Source organism: Aequorivita antarctica, assembly GCF_007997155.1.
GTDB classification, from domain to species: domain Bacteria; phylum Bacteroidota; class Bacteroidia; order Flavobacteriales; family Flavobacteriaceae; genus Aequorivita; species Aequorivita antarctica.
This window is the reverse complement of record NZ_VORT01000002.1, coordinates 244677-271385: the sequence shown is the minus strand read 5'-3', so window position 1 is coordinate 271385 and position 26709 is coordinate 244677. Positions and strand designations below refer to the sequence as shown.

Genomic DNA, 26709 nt, shown 5'->3' with positions numbered 1-26709 from the left:
GCCAAATCTTTTGATTTGGCTTTTAGAAAAATAATTTAAAACAAAATACAAAAGATTTGGCTTGTGGATAATCCGAAACATAATTGTTTATTTACAGCCCTACTTCTTTTATGCTAAACGTTGTGCACAAGCATAAAAAGCCATTTAGATAAAATTCAATAGCACTTAAATTGGAGGTAAAAGTATACACACCGCGCGCTGCCCTTCAGGAATATGTTTTAAACATATCCACTGTAAACGTCTTGCTTCCCGAGGGTATTAATGATGTGGTAACACCTTATCCTCCTACTCCATTTCAATCGTTGATGTTTTACTGCAATCATCCTGTGTCCATGGGAAAGGTAGTGGAAGGTGATTTTCAAAAACAGCCACTTACGGTACTAATAGGTCCCCAGTTTTCGCGTGTGAACATCAAAGTACATCGTCAGTTAACGGCAATACGTGTCGATTTTCTTCCAGGTGGCATGTATCGTATGTTGGGCATCCCCATGCATGAACTGTTCGATGCTGGTTTTGATGCACTCGATTTCTTCGGTAGCGAAATGAGGAGTATCAACGAGCAATTGCAGAACACCCCTAATATAGAGGAAGGAAAAAATATTGTAGAGAAATTCCTTTTAAATCAAGTTACGAAACTTAAAGGAGTATTGCCCGTTGATGCTGCCTTGCGCCTGCTCATGACCCATAACGGCAATATGCCCATCGAAAAAACCGCCTCGGTTTCGTGTTTGAGTATAAAACAATTCGAAAGGAAGTGCAAAGAAAGAATTGGGATGAATCCAAAACTATTTGCACGTATTTTAAAATTTTCAAAAGCTTACAGATTGCACGAATCTTGCCCAGAACTTAATTGGACACAAATAGCTTACGAAGCAGGGTACTATGATCAGATGCATATGATTAGGGATTTCAAAACCTTTGCTGGGGTAAATCCTTCCGTAATTGAGCAGCAACTTCTGTCCACACCTTTGCGGATGCAAAAAGACCTGCGATATTAAGTTGTCTATTTTTTACTATGCAGACCCTATGTGCTCCACATATCTTTGTTAAAAAACATGACAGCAAATTCAAAAAACAGCATAATGATCAGTGCAATTCGCATCACCATAGTATTCCTTTTGTTTTGTGATTTTTCTTTTGCACAAGATACTTTAAACACAATAACCAAACCCTTACACCTGGAAGAGTTAACAGGTTTTACGCAAACATTCTATTATAGTCAGGGCCAAGAGGAAAGAGCTAATAGTATTGCTGTTTTTATGGACAATGCCGGAACTTATTTTCAAAAAGAGATAGGATTTACACCCAAAACTACACTGTATATACTTGCCCCTCAAGACTGGAAAGATTTTGCCGCCAAACCGCTTCAAGAGGTCTATGGATTTCCCCATAATGTAGATAGTGGTCACTTGGTAATTGCAGCCGAAGACAATGATTTTTGGCGCAGTTTTTTGCCCCCTATAGAACAACTTCCATCCCCTATCGCAACAGAAGTTATAAAAGCTTATGGTAAACCAGACGGTTCTTTCAGCATGATGCCCTTCTTTGATTTGCTCGCCCTTCATGAAATGGGACATTCCTATACGGCACAGGCTGGTCTGAAAATGCATAACTATTTGATGGGTGAATTGTTTGTAAACATCATGTTGCATGCGTATATAGCCGAAAAACAACCCGAACTTTTGTCAGCTTTGGAAGCTTTTCCTAATATGGTAGTAGGAGCCGGTACGGCAGCATATAAATATACTAGTTTAAAAGACTTTGAAGAATTGTATCCAACTTTGGGGATGGGACCTAAAAATTACGGATGGTATCAAAGCAAACTCCATTCAGCCGCCAAAGATATTTACAATAGTGCTGGAAAAGAGGTATTGCAAAAACTTTGGAGAGCTTTAGAAAATCATCAAGAAGAAATGAATGTTGAAGCATTTATTAGCATGTTAAATAAAGAAGTACATCCCTCGGTAGCAAATGTTTATTTAGAATGGAATAAAGCTGAATAATAAATTGCATATTGCTAAGAACGTGTAAAATAAATGCTTCGTTCGTTCCATTTTTAGGAAATTAGTAGCTTATAAGCAACCATCCTTAAACATAAACGTCGTCTTCAGTAATAAGAATTATTTATTTACTCATTTTAAAATCTACTTCATAAGATACAGATAGCTACTATTCGTTTATAAAAACCATCACTCAATTGTCCTATCTTTGCCCGACTAAACAATAAGATGGCTTCTACTCTACTTTCATCCCCTTTACAGGGTTTTACAGATTACAGGTTTCGCAATGCGTTCAATCATTACTTTGGTGGGATTGATACATTCTATTCGCCGTATATTAGGCTGAATGGAAAACTGAAGATTAAGCAATCCTATCAAAATGATATATTACCCCAAAACAACACAAGCTTAGAGGTGATACCACAAATAATTACTAATGATGCCGATGAATTTGTATATGTTGCCAAATACGTGCTAAGTTTAGGTTATAAAGAATTGAATTGGAATTTAGGTTGCCCGTACCCAATGGTTGCCAAATCTGGAATGGGCTCTGGCCTAATCTGCAATCCCTCAAAAATAAACGAGGTTTTACACAAAGCCCACAACGAAACAGATATTTTGGTTTCAATGAAAATGCGGATGGGATACGAGAACGCTGAAGAAATTCTAGATGCCTTTCCTATTTTAGACAAATATCCCCTTAAAAACATTGCCATTCACGCCAGAATAGGAAAGCAACTTTACAAAGGTCCGGTAGATTTAGATGCCTTTGAAAAGTGCATTGGTAGTACCAGACACAAGTTGTACTATAACGGAGATATTACCAGCGTTGCCGCTTATAAAGCTATTGAAAAACGCTTTCCAACAATTGATCATTTTATGATTGGCCGTGGCTTAATTGCCGATCCTTTTTTACCTAGTATGATCAAAAATAACACTACGGAATATCCCGAAAACAGATGGGCTATTTTCTCAGAATTTCACGACACTATTTATCAGCAATACGACGCCTATTTGTCTGGGCCCACACCTATAAAAATGAAAATGCTCGGTTTTTGGGAGTTCTTTTCCCAAGCAACATCAAATCCGCAGAAAACATACAAAGCCATAAAGAAAGCCACAAATCCTATAAAATACAAACAGGCTGTTGCTCAAATTTTAAATACCGAAATGAAAGTTGCAAGCTATTAAATGTAGAAGAATTGAATAAGGCGGAAAATGAAATGACGAGTTGGACTATTTGCCCGGAATGCTTAGGCCGCGGCAAAAAAAGCCGGAGGCTCCGCAAGAAAGTTAAACTCCGTTACCAGTTAGCATTAAATCAATTTGAAAAAACGAAGGGTGAAGGGACGGCTCCTGTCCCTCCAAAAGGTCACTTAGATTCCTGCATAAACTGTAACGGATCTGGGTTGGTTCCTGCTGACAGCCCTCCTATAGTTGATAAGGATAACTACCCACATATTGCTATTATTGGTGGTGGTATAGGAGGCGTGGCTTTGGCTGTGGCTTGTTTACACCGCGGAATTCCTTTTACTCTTTATGAACGCGATAACAACTTCGAGGCTCGATCACAAGGCTATGGACTTACTTTGCAACAAGCTAGTAAAGCCATTGAGGGCTTGGGCCTTTTCTCATTAGAAGAAGGCGTAATTTCAACAAGACATGTGGTTCATACCACAGATGGAAAAGTGATTGGCGAATGGGGCATGCGAAAGTGGATGGATGCAGATGCGCAATCATTTTCAAAGCGTACAAATGTACATATTTCACGGCAGTCCTTGCGCTTAGCGCTGCTTGAGCAACTCGGCGGCCATGATGTGGTTCAGTGGGGACACCAGTTAGTAGATTTTAAGGAATGTGAAGATAAAAGCGTTAATCTAAGCTTTCAAATAAACGGAGATATAAAAATAGCGAAGGCAGACCTTCTGGTTGGAGCCGATGGTATTAGAAGTTCGGTGCGAAGCTTGCTCATTGGTGAGGATATTAACCCTTTAAGGTACCTAGGTTGTATTGTGATTTTGGGTATTTGTCCATTAGAGGCGCTTGATGGTCTCGATAGTGATTTGTTGGACTCTGCTACGGTATTTCAAACCGCCAATGGCAATGAAAGGATTTATGTGATGCCTTATGCGTCAGACTCGGTGATGTGGCAACTTAGCTTCCAAATGCCAGAAGAAGAGGCTCAGGCCTTGAGTGCTCAAGGAGCTCAAGCTCTAAAGAAAGAAGCCTGCCTTAGAACTCAGTGGCACGATCCCATACCTCAGATTTTAGCGGTTACCCTAGAATCTCAGGTTTCTGGCTATCCCGTTTATGACCGAGCATTACTCAAGCCGGAATTGTTAGAGAAAAGTGGCCCAATAACGCTGATTGGAGATGCGGCTCACCCTATGAGTCCATTCAAAGGACAGGGTGCTAATCAAGCGTTGCTGGATGCGCTGGCACTGGCTCGGGGCATCTCAAGAGGTTGTAGGCCTTTATCGAACTGGAGAGAAACTGGAGTGAGGAAAAGTGTATTAACTGATTTTGAATCAGAAATGTTAGCACGCAGTGCTTCCAAAGTGAAAGATTCAGCCGCCGCTGCACAGTTCCTACATTCCGAAATTGTTTTGCATGAGGGTGATGAGCCTAGAGGACGGTGTATAAATAAAAAAGATGAATAGCTATGACTATAATTAATGGGGGCTTAGTCACTTAACCTAGAGTATAGCACTTTTTAAATGCCATACTAATTATAGCTGAAATGTTAGTGGCAATTTAAAAAGTTCACAAAATGGAAAACTCCTCCATATATTTCAATAAAAAAAACTAAAAAATTTGTGAAACCGAATAGTTGCATTTATATTTGCAACCGAACAGTTTCGCAAATAAAACCTAATGAGATGAGAAGGGACATTTTTCAAGCAATTGCCGACCCCACAAGACGGGCTATTATTGCCTTAATTGCATTGCAAGCAATGACACCCAACGCTATTGCTGAAAACTTCAACACTAGCCGACAAGCTATTTCTAAACACCTTCGCATACTTACAGAATGCGAATTGGTGAAACAGGAACAACAAGGTAGAGAAATTTACTACTCACTTGAAATTGAAAAAATGAAAGAGATTGATAAATGGCTTGCTCAATACAGGAAAATTTGGGAAACGCGATTTAATCAACTTGACAACGTATTATCAACAACTAAAAAACAGAAAAAATGAATAATGATTTGCTATTTGATTTTACCGTGGAGAAAGCAACTAAAACGGTAACAATTGTCAGAGAATTTGCAGCTGAACTTCCTTTGGTTTGGGATGCATATACCAAACAAGAAATTCTGGACCAATGGTGGGCGCCTAAACCTTGGGCTTCAAAAACAAAACTTATGAATTTTGAAGTTGGCGGACGAAGATTTTATGCGATGGTAAGCCCGGAGGGTCAAGAGCATTGGTCCATTCAAAAATATACTTCCATTAGTCCAAAAACTAATTTCAAACTATGGAATGCTTTTGCAGACAAAGATGAAAACCCAGAATTGCCAGGTTCTGAATGGGATCTAAATTTCAGCGAACAAAACGGAAAGACAAAAGTGCGTATTACCATTTATAACGAATCACTTTCTAGAATGGAAAAGATGATTGAAATGGGCTTCAAGGAAGGATTTACAATGACAATGAATAACTTGGAAAAATTATTGGCAAGTTTGACGCAAAAATGATTTACGTATTCAAAACATCTGTCAAAACTAAAATGCAAATAAATAAGCTCAAACCCCATATTGACAATAGTCTGCCGAAAGCAAAATGGAATTTTGATCTTGATGACATCGATAAAATTTTGTGTATTGATAGTGAAGAAAATATTATTTTACCAATAATAAATTTGCTAAAAACTCATAATTTCTACTGCGAAGAATTTGAATAAAAAATAATCGAGCGGAAAGAAGGCTATTGAACTGAATTACGGAGTGAAAAAATAACACCAGAATTAAAAAAACGTCCGGAAAAAATCTTCTCAGATGTTTTTTGTTCTATAAATTCATTACCAGCTTCCGCCGCCGCCGCCTCCAAAACCACCGCCCGAGGATCCTCCTCCACCCGAAGAGCCACTGCTAGAAGGCGAACTGACCATGGTAGACTGGGCCGATGAAATGGACTCTGAAAAAGAATTCGAGAAATTATGCATGGTAAATGCGCCCGCAGATGAAGTGTACCAACTGGGTGGCTGTATATTTAGTGCTTCAAACTTCTTCGCCCATTGATTAAAAAGGCCAAAAGCTAGCGCATAACCCATCGTCGTTTCAAAATAGGAAGGACTATCCTGCAAAAGCATTTTCAGTTTGTTTTGCTCAGCAATTTTTATGAAGTTTTTAAAACCTTTTAAATCCGAGAAAACATCATTGCCCTTTGCATTCTTCTTTACCATATAAACCGTCATAAACAACAGGAAAATTCCAATAGGAACTACTGCCAGAGCTGCCCAAAGTCCCCAAAAGAACAAAAAGACAAAAAAGAGCAAGACTCCAAGAAGCGAAATACCTATAACGGTCCTAGTTTGCATTTTCTTAGCCTGTGAATCGTAATAAATTTGTGCCTTATCCTTCAAAATCATCTTTGCTGTACTCATTGTAGTATAAAAGGTATCTATCAGGCTGCTGACTAAGATTTCTTTTTCGTTAGTACTAGAACCAATTCCAAAGAGCCCCCTATAAATGGTTTCTTCATATTTGGGTGCATCAGCTGGCAATGGTCGCAATCGGGTAAGCTTAGTATCGTCTTTCCCGAACCAGCCCTTTTTGGGAATCTGTTCCATTTTGATAATGCCGCGAGATCCCCAATAAGGTATCAAGGATATAAGATCTGGAGTATCTGCGTTGTCATCAATTAAAAATCCTGCCATTGCCGGATCCACACCGCTTGGTGGAAAATAACTCGTGGTTGCCACTACCCTATCATCTTTGCCGTATTTGTTCCATATTAAATAAAAGATGAGCAGCATTGCCCCAAGAATCAACGTCCAACCGTAATCAGTCCAAAAAGGCCACCACGGTTTCAACTCCTTTACCGATCCCACGGGAAGGTTTAATAAAACCGTTACACTCTGCCCAGGGCCAGATAGAAAGTCTTTGTGACTTTCGACAGTAAAAACTCCGTCGGTGTATTTAATATCAAAATCCTTACTAACAGCTGTATCCCCGATGAAACCAGAATACACAAAAAAATCTTCCACATCTGCATCTACATTTATTGGAAGATGGACCGAAAAATCTATCTGCTGAAATGCAGCATACCAATCATCTGGCTTTACATTCCAATAAAACTGTATTTGTTCCTTCTCAAAAAGAAAAGCGTTGTAAACCCTGTATTTTATTTGATAGTGCTGCGGCCCAATAACCGTTAAATCTTTATCACCAATTTTAATTTTAAGGTTACTTGATAGTTTTTGAACAAAATCAAAGTCTGCCTCAAACTTATGGTCTGGAACGTCAATTTTCCTGATTTTGATTTTGCGTTTTTCCTGTTTGCCTTCAGCTGTAACCAAATCATATTCAGTCCGGATGTCTCTAAAGATTCCGTGTTTGTAGGCGGTAAAAGTGAGGTCGTAATCCTCCACCACATCAAAATAACCCTCGCTATTGATATAAATATCTATTTGAGCCTTGTTAACAGTAAAATCTTGTGCAAAACCCTCAAGAAAAAACAAAACTCCAAAAAGAAACAGGAATAGTTTTTTCATAACCAACGTATTTAATTAAAACTCACTTTTACGTTTTCACGGCTAGCCTCTTCTGTTTCAAAATATTCAAAATGCTGATAACTGAACATTCCCGCAAACAATACGCCGGGAAAGCTTTCACCATAAGTATTGTTCTCGCGTACAGTGCCATTGTAGTAACGACGACTGCGCTCCAAGTTTTCCTCAATTTCGTTGAGTTTTTGTTGCAAATCTAAAAAGCCAGCATTTGCTTTTAAATCTGGATATGCTTCTCCCAAAGCAAAAATGCTTCGCAGGGTTTGCTGCAATTGGTTTTCGGCCTTTATCTTTGCGTTTATATCATCTGAAGGTACGGCCATTGCTGCGTTACGGGCGTTGATAACGCTTTCCAAAGTTGTTTTTTCGTGGGCGGCGTAACCTTTTACAGTCTCCACAAGGTTCGGAATTAAGTCGTAACGACGTTTTAAAGCCACGTCTATATTGCTCCATGCATCTTTTACCACGTTTCTGTTTTTTACGAAACGGTTAAAGACAATGACTAGCAAAAAGACAATCACCACAAGGACGCCGATAAGAAGAAGTACAATACTCATAATTGGTTAGGGTTTATTGATTATTTTTTAATGAAGTAATCATTTCATAATGAATTACTAAGATACATTTTTATTCGCTTTATATTCTATACTGCCAAAATAAAACACTACTATGGTTTAATTATTTTTAAAACAAAAACATTAATTTAATAGCTTCGCAATGCTAGATTCTTTTCAAAAAAGAATAAAGAACACTAACCAACCAAATTTTCCGATTTTGAAAAAAACTACCTACCTCCTATTCTTTCTATTGATTCCCTGCTATTTAATTGGACAAACCGACAGTATTCAAAAAAAACTAAAATTCTCTGCTGATTTTAAATTTCGAGTGGAAGAAGACTGGGATTCCCAAAAATCAGACGGAACCTATCGCGACGACCGAACCCGTCTGCGATACCGCGCAAGACTAGGCGCAACCTATGCCTTTAAAGATTGGGTGTCCTTCGGAATGCGGATACGGACCGGACAAGCCAACAAACAACAGGATGCACATTTAACTTTGGGCGACCAGTTTAGTAGCGTACCCATTACTTTTGAAAAATTATACGCCAATTTCAGCTACGATTGGTTGAGTGCTTGGGTGGGAAAAAATTCATTTCCTTTTGAAATGCAGAACGAGCTTTTTTGGAGCGACAATGTTTCTCCTGAAGGTATTTATTTTTCGGGAAAATTCAATTTTGAAAACGATTTTCTGCAATCATTAAAAGTAAATACCGGTCATTTTATTTTCGCTACTAGCGGCACTTCCTTGGACAAAGACAGCTATTTTGAAGGAATTCAGCTCGTCTCTTCACACTGGCAAAACCGGATAAAATTTTTCCCTGCTTTTTATTATTTTAAAAACATGCCGAACATTCCAGATGGGAATGATACGTTCAATATAGAATACGCAATTGTTCACATGGGGGCGAAAGTAGATATCTTTAAAAACCCAAAAATAATAGTAGGTTTCGACTATTATCAAAACGTGCAGGATTATAACGGAAATGATTCTATTCCGAAGCTATTACAAAGTCAAAAAACAGCTTATGTTGCCAATGCCGGTATTGGGAAATTAGACAAAAAAGGCGACTGGAAAATTCAGCTGACCTACACCTATTTAGAACGTTTTGCGGTTGTGGATTATTTGGCACAAAACGATTGGGCTCGCTGGGATTATTCCTCCCAAAACTCGCCAGACGGAAGGCTAACAAACTTTAAAGGTTTGGAAATAATGGCTGGATATGCGTTGGCAGAAAATATGGATTTAAGACTGCGGTTCTTTACCGTTGAGCAAATAGTGACGTATGGAATCGCCAAGGAAAATGGCAATCGCATACGTCTGGATTTTAATATTGGGTTTTAATATTTTTGAAGAAGCACTTTTAGAAAAACACTATGTCGCAAATAAATTTGTTCCACTTTGAAATGGATACGGAAAAAAACCTGCTTCCAAAAGACGGAACGGTGAATTACTTTGGAAAAGTTTTTTCTGAAGAAGAAGCCAGCCGTTATTTCAAAATTCTTCTCAATACAATCGATTGGAAAAACGACGAAGCAATGATCTTTGGAAAAAAGATTGTTACCAAAAGGAAAGTGGCTTGGTATGGAGACCATGGGTTTGACTACACCTATTCAAAAATTACCAAAAAAGCACATTTGTGGACACCAGAATTAGTATTACTAAAAAAACAGATTGAAAAAAAAAGCGGTGAAACCTTCAATAGTTGTTTGCTGAACCTCTACCATTCTGGCGAAGAAGGAATGGCCTGGCACAGCGATGCCGAAAAAGATCTAAAAAAGAACGGCGCAATTGCCTCTGTAAGTTTTGGAGTAGAACGCAAGTTTGCTTTTAAACACAAAGAAACTAAGGAAACGGTCTATTTTAACTTGGAGCCTGGAAGTCTTTTGATAATGAAAGGCACTACGCAAACACATTGGCTGCACAGATTGCCTCCAACTAAAAAAGTGAATGAAGCTAGAATTAATTTAACCTTTAGAACTATTGTTGCTAATTAACGAAGTAGATTTATTTTCTAAAAAACTCTTAAACCTTTTTAAATTTTTTGAAAGAAATAAGTGTTTCTAGGCTAAGATGATTTCTTAAAACTACTCCCCATCTTCTTCAGTCTTTATTGCATTTGGATCAAAATCTACTGGATCACTATTATCATCTGGCGTTATTGGTAGCTCCTCAAACTCCAAAGTCAATTTTTTATTGAAAAGCTTTTGGTATAACTCTCGAAAGGTGTTAAAATCCACTGAATATGAAATTCCTGCTCCCTGCTCAAATATCTGGTCTTCCCCTATAAATTGTAAGTCTGCTTGTCGGTTAAAGAATGTCATACGCAGGCTTCCATCATCATTGATAAGCCATTGCACCTCAATATCGCCCGCAACGGAAGTTTCGTTGGCACCACCCACGGGCACTCCTACTTTTCCATTGATAAGAATTCGTTCCGTAATTTTTGTAGAAATTGTAAGATCTACATAATCAGCGGTTTCTTGGTCTGGGGTATTATCGCCAACAGTGTACCCAACGCCAAGACTAAATTTTCCATCTTGATCTGCAAAAAGATCATTGACTAAACTTGAAACCCTATCTGCTAAAGTTCCCGCAAAAGCATTGGAACCTCTGTAATTATCGTTCACAAAATTACCTGTTGCCAATAAAAAGATAGCTTGGTTCTGTTTCTGATCATCAGTTTTAAGTTTGTATTCTAGCTCGCTCTTTAGTGTTGAACTTACATTCGGAAACTCTATGTCAAATTTTAAAGCTGGTTGGGCAAGTTCACCATTTAACCCTACGATAACCTCAACTGGAATCTTTCGGTTTATGGAAGGGTTATCCAACAAAATAGATGGATTGGCCTGTGTTTTATAGATAGCACTCAAGTTTAAGTTTGCTTTTTCTGGGGCACCATCCCAAGTTATGTTTCCACCAGGTACTACCCCAATCTTTCGTTGAATTATTCCACTATAGCGAAAATCAAATACTCCTTCATAAACTTGAAAATCGCCATACATCTGGAATTTTCCTTTTGTATTAATTTCAATAAGAAGAATTCCCGCTCCACGTCCTTTCAAGGTGGAATTATTCACCTTATCTACCACTACCTCTACTTCAGCATTTTTATTGATGTCCAATTCAAAATTAAGCGTTAATCCCTTCGATTCATTAGTGACTAATGTTTCTCCGTTAATACGCGCTTCTTTTTCTTTTGGCGAAAGGAAATACACAAAGGAATCATCACTGATAGATTCTGTATCACTAATAGGAATTTTAAACGTAGTGCCTCTTTCAGTAGTTGCATCAACATTAATAACCAATTCGTCAATAGGCCCTTCAATGTCTGCCCTTCCACTTATAAATGCTGTTCCGTAATACAAAGCATCTTCCTCAGGTGGTTTGTCCAGGACCAATAATCTTTCAGGCGCTTCTATATGTAGGTTCAGTTCCCAATTGCTAAAGTTAGTGTGGGTTGCATTTCCATATAACACACCTAAAGTTTTATATTTTGTGTCCTCTATTTGTGTGCCATCAATTTCAAATTTATTTTTAGTCACAATAATTTGGGCGCCGGTTTCAATATCAAAATCGGTATTTAGATAAGGAATTTTCAATCCACTGTTCTCCAGTGTGAAACGTCCCAAAATATCGGGTGACTTGTAATTGCCCGAAACCCGTGCATTACCCGTTATTAGTCCACGGATATTTGTTATTACATCGCCACCAAAAGGGCTAAATGCCTGCATATTGAATTGGTTAAGATCAACATTCAACTGTATTTGCGGGTTTTTGGCAGAAACATCTATCTCGCCCACTGCGTTGATTGACTTCACATTGTTATTTGTTAGTGAAGTATTTATCCTGTATTTGGTCAAATCTTCATTGCCGTCAATCTTTAAATCCAAATCACCGAATGGAATTTCATTTATAATTACGCCGTCAATGGTAACCGCACTGTTGGGATAATATGCACCGTTCTTCTGAATAAAATCGAACTTCCCGTTCATATTTCCCTGAAGCCGTAAACTGTCTATTTCAGGGGTTATATTACCAATATTGACATCTTTGAAACGCACTTTCAAATCCTTATACGTAGAATCCCTCATTACTCCCGCCATCTGTATTAATTCATTATTATGGCTAAGCACCAACGAATCTATTCGGATTTCCTTAAAATTATCATCAAAAACAACCTTGTTTAAACGGTTATTGTTTTCGTTAAGAAACCAAACATTGCCTTTATAAGTTATATCAGATTTTTTTACCCCAATTACAGATTTCCCTTCCGGATTGATAGTATGGTATAAAGAGAGGTTGAAAAGGTCCTCTTTCTTTTCGCCACCCTTAAACTCAGACCTCACATACATAGTGTCGTTCAAGGTTTTGTTGATGACGTTTACATCTTTCAAATTATAAAAACCAGTGTAAACTGAATCAGCTGATATATATGTGTTATACAGCGGGTTATCATTATCTACTTGAATGTTTAATTTACTTATATAATTATCAAGAATAATAACCTCCGGCGAACGGAAATCAAGCTTAAACTTAGATTCATCTGAAGAAACAGAACCTTTCACACGTGTATTATCGCCAAGTTTCAGTTGTGGTACAAAGACGTCAATAATTTTATTATAGATCACAAATTCATAATCTAAATATTGATTTGTAGTAACCTCCTGTGGAATGTAGTTTGTATAGATACTAGCGATCCCGTTCTGAAATAGATTGGGCATATCTTCAATTAAAAACTCTCCCGAGATTTGACCATTAATAATGTCGGGCGAGTTAATTTCAATAGTTCGTTTAGGGCCTTCGAAAGAAGAAGTGACTGTAAAATCATCGAAATAAAAGTTGTCGCGTTCGTTTTGATAAAACGTTTGGCTAAAATTAATGGTACCTATAACGTCGTCAATTGTTTTTCCTTGCATATCAACCACAACTTTCCCTGTAAAGACTGAAATACTATCACGCTTTATCAGATTTAGTTGATTCAATTCCGCATACTCAACATCTGCCTCAAAATCAAGTTGATTCGTGTCCGAGGAAGCATCTATCAAACCTTTAAACTGTAATTTTAAGTTTGGATCGTCTATGGAAAGTTCACCGTTAAAAAGCGGATTTTTCATATTCCCCGAAACAACTATATTTTTATAATTATATCCTTCAAAAGCAAATGAAGAAACCGTTCCCGAAATTTCAGTATTTATGTTCTTTTTATTAAAACCGCTACCGTCAAAATCAAGATTGGCTGTCATTTTTCCGAGGGAAGTGGTGTTTGCGATCTTACCTAGATTAAAATCTTTCAAAACCACGTTTCCTTTATAGTAGGCGTTGTCTATATTGTTGATGTTGCCCATCTTTAAATCTACATTGGCCTGCCCTATTCCGCTTTGTAAAATGCTTTTTGTATTAAGTTCATTGCCAATTATTGAGGTATTTCCATTAAGGCTGAAACCTCCCAACTCTTTCAATTCAACTGGAACCACATCGCCCAATACACGAGGCATAAACCTTCTCAGATCAAAATAATTAGTAGAAATATTGTGATTGTTAGCAATAATAGTATACTCTTTTTCTGAATCTAAAATATTCTTAAAAGTATAATCGCCTTGAATATTGGTGTCTCCTGTTTTAAGAGTTACATTGTTCGCTGTAAAATCATTCAAAGTTCCTTTAAGCTCGGTGTCCAATAAAATCAGTTGATCTGGACCAAATTCGTTGTAAAAACCATTTAAATCGTTTGTTGCGACTTTGGAATCCTTCAAATTTGCTGTAATCACTACATTATTTACAAAATCGGTCATTCCATTTTTAGAATAATCCAAATCCACATCGCCCATAACTTTTGATTCTGCGGTTTCAAGGTTGAGGTCTTTCAGGGTGATATTTGTTTCAGTATATGAAAAATCCGCTTGCATATTCTTAATTGTGATTCCGCGTGCGGCTACCAATGAAAGTTCCTTGATATTTGCTTTTACTTCTGGGCCATTGATTTTAAAATTATTGGCAACCACATTTACATTGTCCAAAATGAAAACGTCGGGGTTTTCAAGATTTTCATCTGTAATTTTAACTCTGCTATTGGTTAAGGTTACATCATTGCTGAACAGCGAAAATGGGGAAGTACTTGGTTTGCCGGTATCAAACTTTTTTGCGAAAATGGAAAGGTTATCGGTTTCTTCGTCTTTATATGTTTTAACGTAGAGTTTGGCGTGGTCCAGCACTATCTTTCCAAAACCAAGATTACCTTGTATCAAATTTTGAAAACTTATAATGTTGGTTTGAACTTCTTTACTATAAATTAAGGTATCTTGATGATGGTCGGCAATAAAAACTTCCCGAATATCAACTTCACCTTTCCAATTAAGGCCCAAACGTTTTATATTGATATCGGTACCGTAAGTTTCGTTAAGGTTAGTTGTCACTTTTTTTGCGGCCCAAGTCTGTACTGAGGGAATAGAAAAAATAATCACTATAAGCACGAGCAGCAATACAATGATTACGAAGGTGCGAACTATTATTTTCCGAAGTTTTTTGATACGCTTTTAAAGTTTTAATTTTACAACCAATAAATATACCTCTTTTGCTTTGACACAAAAAAACTGCTACATCCTCGGCATTGAATCTTCCTGCGACGACACTGCTGCTGCCGTAATAAATAACGGCGAAATACTGAGCAATGTTGTTGCTACACAAGCAATACACGAACAATATGGCGGTGTGGTCCCAGAGCTTGCCTCGCGTGCGCACCAACAAAATATTGTTCCCGTAGTGCACCAAGCGTTACGCAAAGCAAATATCGATAAAAATCAGTTATCTGCCATTGCTTTTACGCGCGGACCTGGATTGATGGGTTCGCTTCTCGTAGGTGCCTCATTTTCAAAATCTTTGGCGATGGGCTTGGGTATTCCGCTGATAGATGTGAACCATATGCAGGCACATATTTTAGCACATTTTATTAAGGCCGAAGGACAGATTGCACCGAATTTTCCTTTTTTGGCGATGACTATCAGTGGTGGCCACACACAGATTGTGAAAGTGGTTGATTATTTTGAGATGGAAATCATTGGCCAGACAATTGATGATGCTGTAGGAGAAGCTTTTGATAAAAGCGCAAAAATCCTTGGACTGCCCTATCCTGGTGGGCCGTTGGTTGATAAATATGCCCAGAAAGGAAATCCAAAAGCTTTCAAGTTTCCAAAGCCTAAAGTGAATCCTATGGATTTCAGCTTTAGTGGTTTGAAAACTTCAGTGCTTTATTTTGTTGAAAAAGAAGTAGCTAAAAACCCTGACTTTATTTCTGAAAACATGGAAGACATTTGTGCGAGTCTGCAATTCACAATAGTAGATTATTTGATGGATAAACTGAAAAACGCAGTAAAAAAAACAGGTATAAAAGAAATAGCTATAGGCGGTGGAGTTTCAGCGAATAGCGGTATTCGCACTGCTTTAAAAGAAGCTGAAACAAAATACGGCTGGAAAACCCACATCCCAAAATTTGAGTTTTGCACCGATAATGCGGCAATGATTGCCATGGTGGGCGAATTGAAATACAAAACCCAAAATTTTGCGGAAAATAATGTTGTAGCTTCGGCACGCATGAAGTTTTGAGAATATGAACCCCAATTCCGAAGAAATATTAAAACGCATTAGAATCGCACTCAGCCCTTGGAAGAAAGACATTGAGGAAAAGCGCATGTTCGGTGGTACATGTTTTCTTTTTAAAGGAAAAATGTGTGTGGGCGAAACCAAAGAACGTCTAATGGTTAGGGTTCCCGCTGAAAGAATGAAAGAAGTAACAAATAGTCCATTCGTAAAACCAATGGATTTTACTGGAAAGCCGATGAAAGAATTCATTTTTGTAACAACCCAAGGTTTTGATACCGAAGAAAAATTACAACAGTGGATTGAGATTGGCGTCGCGCACGCAAAAACAAAACTGAAATAGATGCAGCTTTTTTACACTCCCAACATTTCTGAAAATTCAAAAGAAATAACCTTTGATAAAGAAGAAAGTCGCCACATCGTCAAGGTTTTACGGATGAAGGAAGGTGATTCCTTTAAAATCACAAATGGAAAAGGTTCTTTTTTTGATGCAGAAGTAATAAGTGCCAACCCAAAAGGATGTTTGGTAAAAATCATTTCTGAAGAAGTTCAGCAACCCCTTTCCTATCAACTACATATAGCCGTTGCTCCCACAAAACTGAACGATCGTTACGAATGGTTTATGGAAAAAGCTACAGAAATTGGTATTTCAGAGATTACACCAATAATCTGCGATCACAGCGAACGAAAAGTAATTAAATCCGAACGCTACGAAAAAATCCTGCAAAGCGCAATGAAACAATCATTGAAGGCCTATTTGCCTATTTTGAACGAAGCTGTTTCCTTCAAAAATTTTGTAACTTCTGAAAAGACTACTGAAAGCCTAAAATGTATTGCCCATTGTGAAGAAACCGATAAAAAATCGTTGAAATCGGTACTTATTCCGAAGAAAAAAGTGATAATCCTCATCGGACCTGAAGGCGATTTTTCTAACGAAGAAATTGAATTTGCAAAAACGAGTGGTTTTATACCAGTTACTTTGGGTGAAAGCCGTTTACGTACAGAAACCGCTGCGATTGTGGCCTGCCACAGCGTCGCTTTTATAAATGAGTAATAAAACAAACACATAATTTAAAGTACTTCGTTTTAAATTCTTTAATATTCTTTCCGAATTAGTACTTTTGAAAGCTATGCGAATAAAACTCTTTTCTCTTTTCTTTTTCGTTTTCATTGGAAGCATTTCGGCCCAAGAAATTGCCCTTTTGCAGTACGGTGGCGGAGGTGATTGGTATGCAAATCCAACTTCGTTACCTAATCTTGCAAAATTTTGCAACGAACATATTGACACGGCTATAAAAGAAAAACCACAAACTGTTACTCCCGGAAGTGTTGATATTTTTGATTACCCTTTTGTTCATATGACAGGACACGGAAATGTATTTTTCTCTACTGAAGAAGCTCAAAATCTCAGGACCTATTTAATGAGTGGCGGCTTTCTTCACATTGATGACAACTATGGGATAGACCAATATATTCGTAAGGAAATCGTGAAAATTTTTCCGAATAAAGAACTGAAAGAGCTTCCAGCCAGTTACCCTATGTTTAGTTATGTTTATAAGTTTCCACAGGGAATGCCCAAAATCCACGAACACGATGGTGGACGACCACAGGCCTTTGGAATTTTTGAGGAAGGTAGATTGGTTTTACTCTACACTTTCGAAACCGATCTTGGCGACGGTTGGGAAAATCCCGAAGTGCATAACGACCCACAGGAGGTTAGGTTGAAAGCACTACAAATGGGCGCCAACATTATTAAATACGTTTTTGAAAATTAATTTTCTTGTATTTAACCTATTCAAATACTATCTGAATCCCTTAACAAAACTTTGATTTTTTGTACCTCGGAATATAGTATATTTACGGCGTGAAGACCACCGCAAAAGCAATAACCTTAGGTATTTTAAGAGCCCTCGCTGTATTGGTGGGGATCGTGATATTACTTTGGTTTTTATTTGAAATCCAAGCACTCATACTCTACATTGGTTTGGCCTTGGTACTTTCTTTGATTGGCAGGCCAGTTGTGTTATTTTTAAAAAGAAGATTAAAACTCGGCAATACATCTGCCTCTGTTATTACCCTTCTTTTGATTATAGGCACCATCAGTTTGCTTCTCAGTATTTTTGTTCCTATAATCATTGAGCAAGGAAAACATATTTCCAAAATAGATTTTGATCAGGTAAAACGCGATTTAAATGAATTGAACATTCAAGCCAGTGATTATCTTGGCGTGGACCACTTTCAGCTGGTTGAGGCCGTCAAACGCACTACTTACATTCAAAACTTGAATGTTGAAATTATACCCAGTTTTATTGATATTTTCTTTGGAAATATTGGCGGAACTATTGTTGGTATATTCTCCGTTTTGTTTATTTCATTTTTTCTATTAAAAGATGAATACTTAATAGCCCGCTCTGTACTCGTCTTTGCGAAAAACGGAAATGAAGAAAAGTTCAAACGAATATTAATAAAGATTAAAGAGTTACTTTCTAGATACTTCATCGGTTTACTGTTGCAAATTTCAATTTTAGCTCTTTTTTACTCCGTATTATTGCTCTATCTGGATATTCGCGATGCAGTAGCAGTTGCAATAATCTGTGCATTTTTAAACATTGTCCCCTACTTGGGCCCAATAATAGGCTGGGTTCTAATGTTGCTTGTTGTAGTTTCAAACAACCTTGGCGCCGATTTTTCCAGCGGACTTTTACCTTTATTGCTTATTGTTACGGGTGGTTATGCTATCGCACAGGTTTTCGATAATTTTATATCGCAGCCCGTTATTTTTGGTCATAGTGTGCGTTCACATCCGCTAGAAATTTTCATAATTATCTTAATAGGAGGTTTCGTTTTTGGTATTCCAGGGATGATACTCGCCGTTCCAACTTACACAGCCTTAAAGGTGATTGCCAAGGAATTTCTTTCGGAATATAAAGTTGTTAAACGACTTACCAAAAATCTTTAAGGTTTGTTCAACCAATTACTTTTAAATACCGAAGTACAGGATTTTATTAGAAATTTTGAGGGGGAAGTTTCCAAACTCGCTTTCGCTGGAAGTCCGTTTGAAAAAGTTACTGTGCAAGAGCTAATGCAGCAAATTGAAAGTAGAAAAAAGGCAGTGAAAAAATTACCCACCTGGTTTGAAACTCTAAATATTTTGTTTCCGCCAAAGTTGAATTTGGAACAGACTTCTTCGGAAATCACTGCAAAATACAAAGCTTCTTTGATTAGTGGAAACACAATTGCGGATATTACGGGCGGTTTCGGTGTGGATAGTTTTTTCTTTTCTGAAAAATTCCAGACCGTGCATCATTTTGAAACGAACGAAAGGCTTTCTAAAATAGCGCAACACAACTTTGGAGCTCTCGGGAAAGAGAATATTGCTTGTTTCTCTGAAGATGGCTTAAAAGCTGTTTTAAACAATAAATACAGTACCATCTATGCAGACCCTTCCCGCCGTCACGAGAGTAAAGGCAAGGTTTTTTTTCTAAAGGATTGTCAACCCAATATTCCCGAGAATATTTCTGAACTTCTTAACCATTGTGATCAATTTCTTTTAAAAACTTCACCAATGTTAGATATTACTGTTGGTTTGAGTGAATTACAGGGGGTTTCAGAAATTCATATTGTAGCAGTTGATAATGAAGTGAAAGAACTATTGTGGTTGCTGAAGAAAGAAGCGGATGCCAATCCAAAAATCAAAACAGTTAATTTCACGAAATTCGGCACTGAAAAATTTAATTTTGAATGGAATGAGTCCGCAACTGCCAAATATAGTTTGCCACAAAAATATCTATTTGAGCCCAATACTGCCATTTTAAAAAGCGGTGCATTCGATTTGGTTTCTGAAAAATTGAAGCTGAACAAACTTCATAAAAACACACATCTTTTCACATACGAAACATTAGTAGATTTCCCGGGAAGAAGTTTTTTTATTGAAAAAACGGTTCCTTACTCCAAATCTGAAATGCGTGCTGCGCTATCCTTCAAAAAGGCGAATGTTGCAACCAGAAATTTTCCGGAATCTGTAGAAACCCTCCGTAAAAAGTGGAAAATTGCAGATGGTGGAGATGTTTATTTGTTTTTTGTGACCAATTTGGAAGATAAAAAGGAAATAATTGTTTGTTCAAAGGTTTAAAACGGTTTTTTTTTAAGAAATTTATTTACCATTCAATTGATTTCAACCGCTTTAAAATTTATCTGCAAAAAAGGCTATTTTTTGTTTGCGTTATTACATTTGAAGACTTACATTTGCAACCGCATTTTAGGATGACACGTTCATAAAAACTGGAGAGGTGCCGGAGTGGTAACGGAGCAGATTGCTAATCTGTCGACGGGTAACCGTCGCCAGGGTTCGAATCCCTGTCTCTCCGCATTATAGAGTTTAAATAGAAAACTCACAAATTACAGTGAACAATATTAATTGCTGTTCACGGGGTGTAGCGTAGCCCGGTTATCGCGCCTGCTTTGGGAGCAGGAGGCCGCAGGTTCGAATCCTGCCACCCCGACAAAAACCGAACACATTGTTCGGTTTTTCTGTTTATTATTGGTCGCGTAGCTCAGCTGGATAGAGCATCTGCCTTCTAAGCAGACGGTCACAGGTTCGAATCCTGTCGCGATCACTTAAATCCCCTACTTAGGGGATTTTTTGTTTTTTATAAAGTATCTTTTACTGATTTATTTTGATATCTATAGTAGCATTAATTTCTAGGATATCATTTCCCGCATTGGCCTCGGAAATAAGTCTTGAAATTTTTGTTTGCGACTCTTTTAATTCTTCTAATCGTCTTTTGTATTTATCAATATTTCCAAGATTGCGTTCTTCGCGGCTAAATATTTGTCTATTATTAAATTTGATTTTATTGCCAATAATTGAAAACAATATTTCTGCGGCTTCTTCAGGTGTAAATTTTCCCTTTATTAAATCTACGGTTTCATGCTTTTTCATCTAAGTTTTTTTTAAAGATCGATACAAATATGGGTATGTTTATTCATATATTTTTATTTATATTTACTATGCTATTAATAAAATTATTTAATGAATTATACTCTCAATCAGCTCAATATATTTTTAAAAATCACAGAGCTAAAAAGCATTACCAAGGCGGCGGAAGCACTCTATTTAACACAGCCAGCAGTATCCATTCAACTTAAAAATTTTCAAGATCAGTTTGAAATTCCATTGACAGAAGTTATTGGCAGACAACTTTATGTTACGCCCTTTGGTCAAGAAATTGCCGAGGCTACAAAACGGATTTTAGCCGAAGTGGAAACAATGAAACACAAAAGCTTGGCCTTTAAAGGAAAACTTACCGGTCGTTTAACCATTGCAGTGGTTTCCACAGGCAAATATGTAATGCCATTTTTTATATCTGAATTCTTAAAAATCCAGGGTGGAGTGGATTTGGTTATGGATGTAACCAACCGTTATCAAGTGTTGGAATCTCTTGAAAAGAATGAAGTTGATTTTGCCTTTGTCTCGGTTCTGCCAGACAATTTGAAAGTAGAGAAAATTAGCATTATGGAAAACAAATTGTTCTTGGTAGCAAACCCTGAATTGGCGAAAACATTTTCAAATAAAACTGAAGATATTTTTGATGACTTACCTTGGATTTACCGCGAAGAAGGCTCTGCGACAAGACAGGCGATGGAGCGTTTTATAGCGAATAAGAATATTCAAGTGAATAAAAAAATTCAGCTTACTTCTAACGAAGCGGTCAAACAGGCGGTTTTGGCAGGATTGGGTTTTAGTATAATGCCTTTAATAGGATTAAAAAATGAACTTAACGACAATGAAATAAGTATAGTTCCTGTAAATGGACTTCCTATAAAAACTGCTTGGAATTTAATTTGGTTAAAAGGAAAAAAATTCTCTCCTGCTGCCCTAGCTTATCTTGGATATTTGAATGAAAACATTGAATCTGTAATAAAAGCTCATTACAGTTGGTTAGAAAAATATTAAGGGTTGCAATAGTCACAGAATGTGGGATCTTGGAATGTTACTCCATTCTTTTCACGGTTACAATTAAAACAACATTTTTTGCAGGAAAAACTGTAGGCTTTTATACCTTTTGTTGGCAGCTTACAAAGGCTACAAGTTAAACCTCGAATAGCGTTAACAATGTTGAAGCCTGGCGCATTGCATTCTGGGCAAAGCAAATTTATATTAGCTATTAAGTTTTTTGTTGCCAAGTGAATTGCTTCCATTCTTGTAGGATTGTTCATCGCTCGCATATCGGTTTCGGCGGTGATAATTTTCCCTTTATTCAAAAGTTCAATAACTTGATTTTCTAATGAAAGGAAGTTTAGAAAATCTTTTATAATTATTTCCGGAAGAGTATTATCGCTAGATTTCAATATTACGCCGTGTTCTGGAAATCCAACTCGGGTAGTAAATTCCTTTAGATCATTCAAGTTTTCAATTTTTTGATGATTGAAATTTGTCTTTTCGGTGAAATGCCGCCCTATTATTTCAAAATCGTTTTTTACATCTATAAGTATAACCAATTCCTCATTACCAGTAATAAATGGGCTTTCCGGATTTGGGCCAAAAGAACCTTCACTTGCAATCGCCAAAGTTGCGCTGGTATTTGAAAGGGCAGCGAGCGCCTTGACCCGAGCAGTTTCTAATGGATTTTTTATTCGTTCAATCTCTCCACTAAAAGTGCCAAATTGATCCGTATTGAAACCCTTTGGCACTTCACATTTCATTTGATATTCATTTTTAAAAAGAGGTGCTATAATCTTCTCCTTACGGTGCATTGTAGCAATAATTACGTCCCTTTTTCTGAAAATTTCAACACCGTTATATTTCTTCATTTTCAATATAAAATCAAACCGTAGCTGTTAATTTAACCTTCATTTCATCCTTCTTTACAAATGGTTTCAGGCTATTTGAAAAATTTTCCCATTTCATTCCTCGATTGTATTTTTTAATAGTATCGTTGTCTTTCACATCCATAACCATCAAATAAATCCATTCGTTATCTAAAAGACTTCTTAAGTTTTCATTGTTGAGTAGTATTTTTTCCACTCCTTGAATTGGAGCTTTAATAATAACCGAAAGTCGCAGTGGTTGGTGGTACATTTCAGTATCGCTTTGTTTAACCGATTCCTTTGGAAGTCCCATTTTCAAATCGCCACCATTGCCTTGAACTACCCCAAATTTTCCAGTGATATTATGGGTTATTTTTGAACCGCCACCAAAAGTATCATTATCAACAGTTGAGAAGTAATAATGGTTATTGATCCATTGTGTTACTACCATCGGACCCTGCATTATTCCTTCCAGTGCGGCGCCTTCCGTATCTAATTCCCAATCGTACGAATGTAAAAAACAACGTCCGCCAAGGTTTAAATTTTTGGTCAGTTCTCTTGGTGCGACTATAAAACTTGCGTTTTTGGCGAGACCCCATTCTGGACGAGTTTCGGACCAACTGTTTGCTTTGCTCTGCGCTTGCGATATGCTTTTGTCCTTTTCACCCAAACGTTCTGCTGTTGCATTTTTTTGCGCCTTCGCAAGGTTTTCTTTTAAAATTTGCACCGATTGCGAATGTGTTTTAGGAACTTCTGAATCAAAAATCACAATTTCATCAGTTGTTGTATTATGCTCAGCTCCTATAAAAATTGTTTCGCGAGGAATTTCGAAGGAATAATTTTTCAGCAATATTTCTCGTACTTCTTTCAAGTTTGCCAATTTTGCTAGCATTCGCGCATTGTGTCTTCCCGGACTTGCGGCACATGCGCCACAATCCAAACTTGAACCGAAAGGGTTGTTTGCCGTATGACTTCCGTGACCCACAAATAAAACAATTGGCGCAAAAGTTTGCCAACCGGTGAGATCAAAAGCTCCTTTTACAATCGCCACTTTTTCCTCTAAGGGAATGCTATCTGTATGCAAGTAGTTTTCATTAGTGCAGGTATTTATTTTCGGTTCATATATTTCTTCGTAATCAGTAATTTTCCGATTGTTTCTTCGGTAATTATAGCCCGAAAAAAGCGTTCTTCCTATTAATGAAAATCCGTAAAAAACACCCGAACCTTCTACGTAGCCAAACGCTGAAGGAAGCATATTCTTCATTCTTCGAAGGAAATATTCACTGAAGTTTTTTAGCGTATTTCGCTTTGCGAATTTCTCAGCCTTCTCCGATTTGTCTTTTTGAGGAATTTCAGAAACAATATAGGCCGAGCCAACTATTGGAGGACAAGATTTGCGAACAATTGAATCATTCTCGTTTTTATAATCCATCGCTATTCCGAAGAATCCCGCATAACCGAATGTTTCGTAATGACCAACATTTTCTATATGTCTTCGCATCAATTCTGAACGTGTATCAATACACAGTACAAATTGAGCATCCGGAATTTGTATTTTTCTAACTTTAGAATTCAGCGCTATGTTATTTTCTTCTAGCGTCTTGGCTAATTTTTTCTGCCAACTCTGCTCCCACGCTTTTAACCAAAGATGGCGAAGCGAGTTAATTGCTGTATTTTTATCCGCAGTCAAATTTTTTGGCAGAAAATCTATATTCAAATTATCTGCAATGAAAAGACGCACCGCCAAATAATCTAGCATTGTAATGGGATATTCTTTCTGCCAAGCTGTGTTAGCGTCATTTCGATGTTTTATGTAGCCCATCCAGCCCGGTAACGCCGCTAGATGATACTTGAAAATTTCAACACATTCCTCTTCTGAATAATTTTTTACTAAAACCATTAAGGCATCAGCCGCGGTTTCTGGAATTTCATTGCTATTTTTAAGGTTAATTTCAGTGTCGTATTTGGCAAGCTTTCGCCAAGAATTAAAAAAGCCTTCGTTTTTGTTTGGCATTTCCCACTCTGCGAGTCCTTCGTCCATAAAGGCGGCAAGCCATTTCGAAACAATTCGGTCAATGTCGGTATTGTGGCTTCTTTTGCAAATAGTTTTTTCAGACTCCATCTTTTTTAGAGATTCCAAAGGCGTAATTTCAAATCCATTTTCTTTTAAAAGATTTGTCACTTCACTTTCTTCAATTTCTTTGCGGTTCCAAGCTTGGCGATAAACGGAAACTTCGGGAAAAGATCTTGATCCAAAAAGTTTTTCAGCTTGTATCACAGCTTCCGAAAAATGGCTTTCCTCGAAACCTACCAGCGGATTGGAAGTTACAAAAGAATAAAGAGGCCAAGTTGTGCCGACAATTTTTGAGGCTTCGTCTATACTTTGCTGCAATTTTGAATACATTATAAAGATTTCTTATTTGAAGTTAGAATGGTTTTTTTATAAGGTTGTGAATCGTTCATCAATTTTACATAGAGCCACGGCACTTTCCTATAAACACCTAGTTTCATTATAAAGAAACCGATTAGGAAAATGATTCCGAAGATGATATGTGCTGCGGAGATAGACACTGGCGCATCAACCATTGGCATGTCTGCCATTAAGATTGTTACAGCGTTGTATAGCATTGCATAAAGCACAATGCCAATGGTAAAAAGCAGTATCGGAAAAACGATTTTTTGAATGGATGAAAAAATCTCCTGTTTCACAATATTGTAAGTTATCTGACCAACCGTTATTGCTACAATAAGCGTTAGTATTATTCCGCTATCCATTGCCGTTCCTTTTCCTGTGAGATATGAAAAAAGTACAGCTCCCATAGCTCCAAACAGTAGTACAACTAAAGTTTGTAATGGTGTAATTACAATTTTATAGGGCTTTGTGGGATTAGTTTGTTGAATTTCTTCACCCGAAGAAAGAAACAAATAAGCCTTATAAAATCCGTGCAAAATAAGGTGGGCTACGGCAGCATTGAAAAAACCCAATCCGCATTGCATAATCATAAAACCCATTTGGGCAATTGTGGAACAAGCCAGTTTTTGTTTTACGTTCACTTGAAGCAATTTCGTGAACTGTGCCGTTACAGCAGTAATTCCGCCAATTATAAACAGAAGTGTTAGTGTGTGTGATTCAAAAAGCAGTGTCGAAAAAAATGCGAGTAATATTCCGGCGCCATTCACAAAACCAGCGTGCATAAGTGCCGAAGCTGGAGTTGGCGAAGTCATAGCTGAAAGCAACCACCGCTGAAAAGGGTACATTGCAGATTGGATTATTGCAGCCATAATAATACATACAGCAGCAACTATTTTTATGTGGGCAGGAAGTAGGCTAAGTTTGGGAATAATACCTTCAATATTATAGGTGTCGGTTTGCGTAGCTAAAAGGATTAATCCTGCTCCAAGAAATAAAGTGCCCAATAGAAAATACTTTTGAGCGTATTTAGCTGCTTGCCGGGCCTCTGCCCAAGACCTGTTTATTCCTATTAATTGCGCCATAAATATTCCCATTAGCAACCACGAACCTATAAAAGGTATAATGTGGTTGGACATTACGAGAAGCATTACTGAAAATAAAAATCCCAAACTGTGGAGCGTGAAACCCAGTTGATGGGAAAATCCTTTTAAATAATTTTTCGAGTAATTACTTACAATGGCGCTAAAAAATGTAACTGTTGTCCAAATTAAAATGGTAAATCCATTAATTCTGAAAACGTCCTCCCAATACCAAGAAGGTGTTTGTGGAAAAAAATAAATAATTGTTAGAAGATTGACAGCGAAAAGTAACCAAATTAAGAGAGGAACGAATGTAAAAATGTTTAAATGGTTGGTGGTTTGAGGGCTGTGAAGTAATTGTGGGTTGGTGGGTTGTTTCAGGGTGACCTGCATAATTTTTAAGGTTTTTTAAAAAATTGAAATTTTGAGCTGATAACCAAATTATCAACGCGACAAATTTCCAAAAACCTTTTTATAAATTTTTATTTATATTTTATATCATAAGCATTAAATTAATTTATGG

22 protein-coding genes and 3 tRNA genes are annotated in these 26709 nt (G+C 37.3%); 18 read left to right on the top strand and 7 right to left on the bottom strand.

Annotated features, from left to right (window positions below):
- Positions 1–170: 170 nt before the first annotated feature.
- The 6 genes from ESU54_RS03850 (at position 171) to ESU54_RS03825 (ending at position 5697) form a co-directional block, all read left to right on the top strand.
- On the top strand, positions 171–998 hold the full coding sequence (locus tag ESU54_RS03850; protein WP_111843823.1) for a helix-turn-helix domain-containing protein: 828 nt from the start codon (positions 171–173) through the stop codon (positions 996–998).
- A 57-nt stretch (positions 999–1055) separates the two neighbouring features.
- Entirely contained in the window at positions 1056–2003 is a 948-nt protein-coding gene (locus ESU54_RS03845; RefSeq protein ID WP_111843822.1) for a hypothetical protein, read from the top strand.
- Positions 2004–2228: 225 nt separating this feature from the next.
- On the top strand, positions 2229–3191 hold the full coding sequence (locus ESU54_RS03840; RefSeq protein ID WP_111843821.1) for a tRNA dihydrouridine synthase: 963 nt from the start codon (positions 2229–2231) through the stop codon (positions 3189–3191).
- Between the two features lie 32 nt (positions 3192–3223).
- Positions 3224–4660, top strand: coding sequence for an FAD-dependent oxidoreductase (locus ESU54_RS03835; RefSeq protein ID WP_111843820.1), 1437 nt, complete (start codon positions 3224–3226; stop codon positions 4658–4660).
- A 219-nt stretch (positions 4661–4879) separates the two neighbouring features.
- On the top strand, positions 4880–5200 hold the full coding sequence (locus ESU54_RS03830) for an ArsR/SmtB family transcription factor (protein WP_111843819.1): 321 nt from the start codon (positions 4880–4882) through the stop codon (positions 5198–5200).
- Positions 5197–5697: an SRPBCC family protein gene (locus tag ESU54_RS03825; RefSeq protein WP_111843818.1), complete on the top strand. Its 501-nt coding sequence runs from the start codon at positions 5197–5199 to the stop codon at positions 5695–5697. Before ESU54_RS03830 ends, ESU54_RS03825 begins: the two co-directional genes overlap by 4 nt.
- A 323-nt stretch (positions 5698–6020) precedes the next feature.
- Here the strand turns inward: ESU54_RS03825 and ESU54_RS03815 are convergent, their stop codons facing one another.
- Positions 6021–7715, bottom strand: a complete 1695-nt coding sequence (locus ESU54_RS03815; protein WP_111843816.1) for a DUF2207 domain-containing protein — start codon at positions 7713–7715, stop codon at positions 6021–6023.
- An 11-nt stretch (positions 7716–7726) separates the two neighbouring features.
- On the bottom strand, positions 7727–8287 hold the full coding sequence (locus ESU54_RS03810) for a LemA family protein (protein ID WP_111843815.1): 561 nt from the start codon (positions 8285–8287) through the stop codon (positions 7727–7729).
- Between the two features lie 217 nt (positions 8288–8504).
- Between ESU54_RS03810 and ESU54_RS03805 the strand changes: the two genes are divergently transcribed.
- Both ESU54_RS03805 and ESU54_RS03800 read left to right on the top strand, forming a co-directional pair.
- A complete protein-coding gene (locus ESU54_RS03805; protein WP_160113258.1) occupies positions 8505–9632 on the top strand; it encodes a putative porin in 1128 nt (375 codons plus the stop codon).
- A gap of 62 nt (positions 9633–9694) precedes the next feature.
- Positions 9695–10285 carry an alpha-ketoglutarate-dependent dioxygenase AlkB family protein gene (locus tag ESU54_RS03800; protein ID WP_394348861.1) on the top strand — a complete coding sequence of 197 codons (591 nt, stop codon included), beginning with the start codon at positions 9695–9697 and terminating at the stop codon, positions 10283–10285.
- Positions 10286–10375: 90 nt separating this feature from the next.
- On the opposite strand, the gene ESU54_RS03795 is transcribed toward ESU54_RS03800, so the two are convergent.
- The gene (locus tag ESU54_RS03795; protein WP_235004550.1) at positions 10376–14704 is read right to left on the bottom strand and encodes a translocation/assembly module TamB domain-containing protein; all 4329 of its coding nucleotides are present in this window, start codon (positions 14702–14704) and stop codon (positions 10376–10378) included.
- Between the two features lie 163 nt (positions 14705–14867).
- Between ESU54_RS03795 and tsaD the strand changes: the two genes are divergently transcribed.
- The 9 genes from tsaD (at position 14868) to ESU54_RS03750 (ending at position 20500) form a co-directional block, all read left to right on the top strand.
- On the top strand, positions 14868–15890 hold the full coding sequence (gene tsaD / locus ESU54_RS03790) for a tRNA (adenosine(37)-N6)-threonylcarbamoyltransferase complex transferase subunit TsaD (protein ID WP_111843812.1): 1023 nt from the start codon (positions 14868–14870) through the stop codon (positions 15888–15890).
- Between the two features lie 4 nt (positions 15891–15894).
- Positions 15895–16227 (top strand): TfoX/Sxy family protein, encoded by a 333-nt coding sequence (locus tag ESU54_RS03785; RefSeq protein ID WP_111843811.1) that lies wholly within the window; start codon positions 15895–15897, stop codon positions 16225–16227.
- Entirely contained in the window at positions 16228–16938 is a 711-nt protein-coding gene (locus ESU54_RS03780) for a 16S rRNA (uracil(1498)-N(3))-methyltransferase (protein WP_111843810.1), read from the top strand.
- A gap of 76 nt (positions 16939–17014) precedes the next feature.
- Positions 17015–17659, top strand: coding sequence for a DUF4159 domain-containing protein (locus ESU54_RS03775; protein ID WP_111843809.1), 645 nt, complete (start codon positions 17015–17017; stop codon positions 17657–17659).
- 89 nt (positions 17660–17748) lie between these two features.
- Entirely contained in the window at positions 17749–18843 is a 1095-nt protein-coding gene (locus ESU54_RS03770) for an AI-2E family transporter (RefSeq protein ID WP_235004549.1), read from the top strand.
- A gap of 3 nt (positions 18844–18846) precedes the next feature.
- Positions 18847–20016: a THUMP-like domain-containing protein gene (locus tag ESU54_RS03765; RefSeq protein ID WP_111843808.1), complete on the top strand. Its 1170-nt coding sequence runs from the start codon at positions 18847–18849 to the stop codon at positions 20014–20016.
- A gap of 151 nt (positions 20017–20167) precedes the next feature.
- A tRNA-Ser gene (locus ESU54_RS03760) sits at positions 20168–20251 on the top strand.
- Between the two features lie 60 nt (positions 20252–20311).
- A tRNA-Pro gene (locus tag ESU54_RS03755) sits at positions 20312–20386 on the top strand.
- Positions 20387–20426: 40 nt separating this feature from the next.
- Positions 20427–20500 (top strand) — tRNA-Arg (locus tag ESU54_RS03750).
- Between the two features lie 47 nt (positions 20501–20547).
- On the opposite strand, the gene ESU54_RS03745 is transcribed toward ESU54_RS03750, so the two are convergent.
- On the bottom strand, positions 20548–20826 hold the full coding sequence (locus tag ESU54_RS03745; protein WP_111843807.1) for a hypothetical protein: 279 nt from the start codon (positions 20824–20826) through the stop codon (positions 20548–20550).
- A 90-nt stretch (positions 20827–20916) separates the two neighbouring features.
- Between ESU54_RS03745 and ESU54_RS03740 the strand changes: the two genes are divergently transcribed.
- Entirely contained in the window at positions 20917–21840 is a 924-nt protein-coding gene (locus ESU54_RS03740) for a LysR substrate-binding domain-containing protein (RefSeq protein WP_111843806.1), read from the top strand.
- Here ESU54_RS03740 and ESU54_RS03735 read toward each other — a convergent pair.
- The 3 genes from ESU54_RS03735 to ESU54_RS03725 are packed head-to-tail and all read right to left on the bottom strand — an operon-like array spanning position 21837 to position 26579.
- Entirely contained in the window at positions 21837–22697 is an 861-nt protein-coding gene (locus ESU54_RS03735; protein ID WP_111843805.1) for a DUF6671 family protein, read from the bottom strand. The genes ESU54_RS03740 and ESU54_RS03735 overlap by 4 nt on opposite strands.
- A 13-nt stretch (positions 22698–22710) precedes the next feature.
- Complete coding sequence (locus ESU54_RS03730; protein ID WP_235004548.1) at positions 22711–25098, bottom strand: DUF2309 domain-containing protein; 2388 nt, start codon at positions 25096–25098, stop codon at positions 22711–22713.
- Entirely contained in the window at positions 25098–26579 is a 1482-nt protein-coding gene (locus ESU54_RS03725) for a proton-conducting transporter transmembrane domain-containing protein (RefSeq protein ID WP_111843803.1), read from the bottom strand. Before ESU54_RS03725 ends, ESU54_RS03730 begins: the two co-directional genes overlap by 1 nt.
- Positions 26580–26709: the final 130 nt, after the last annotated feature.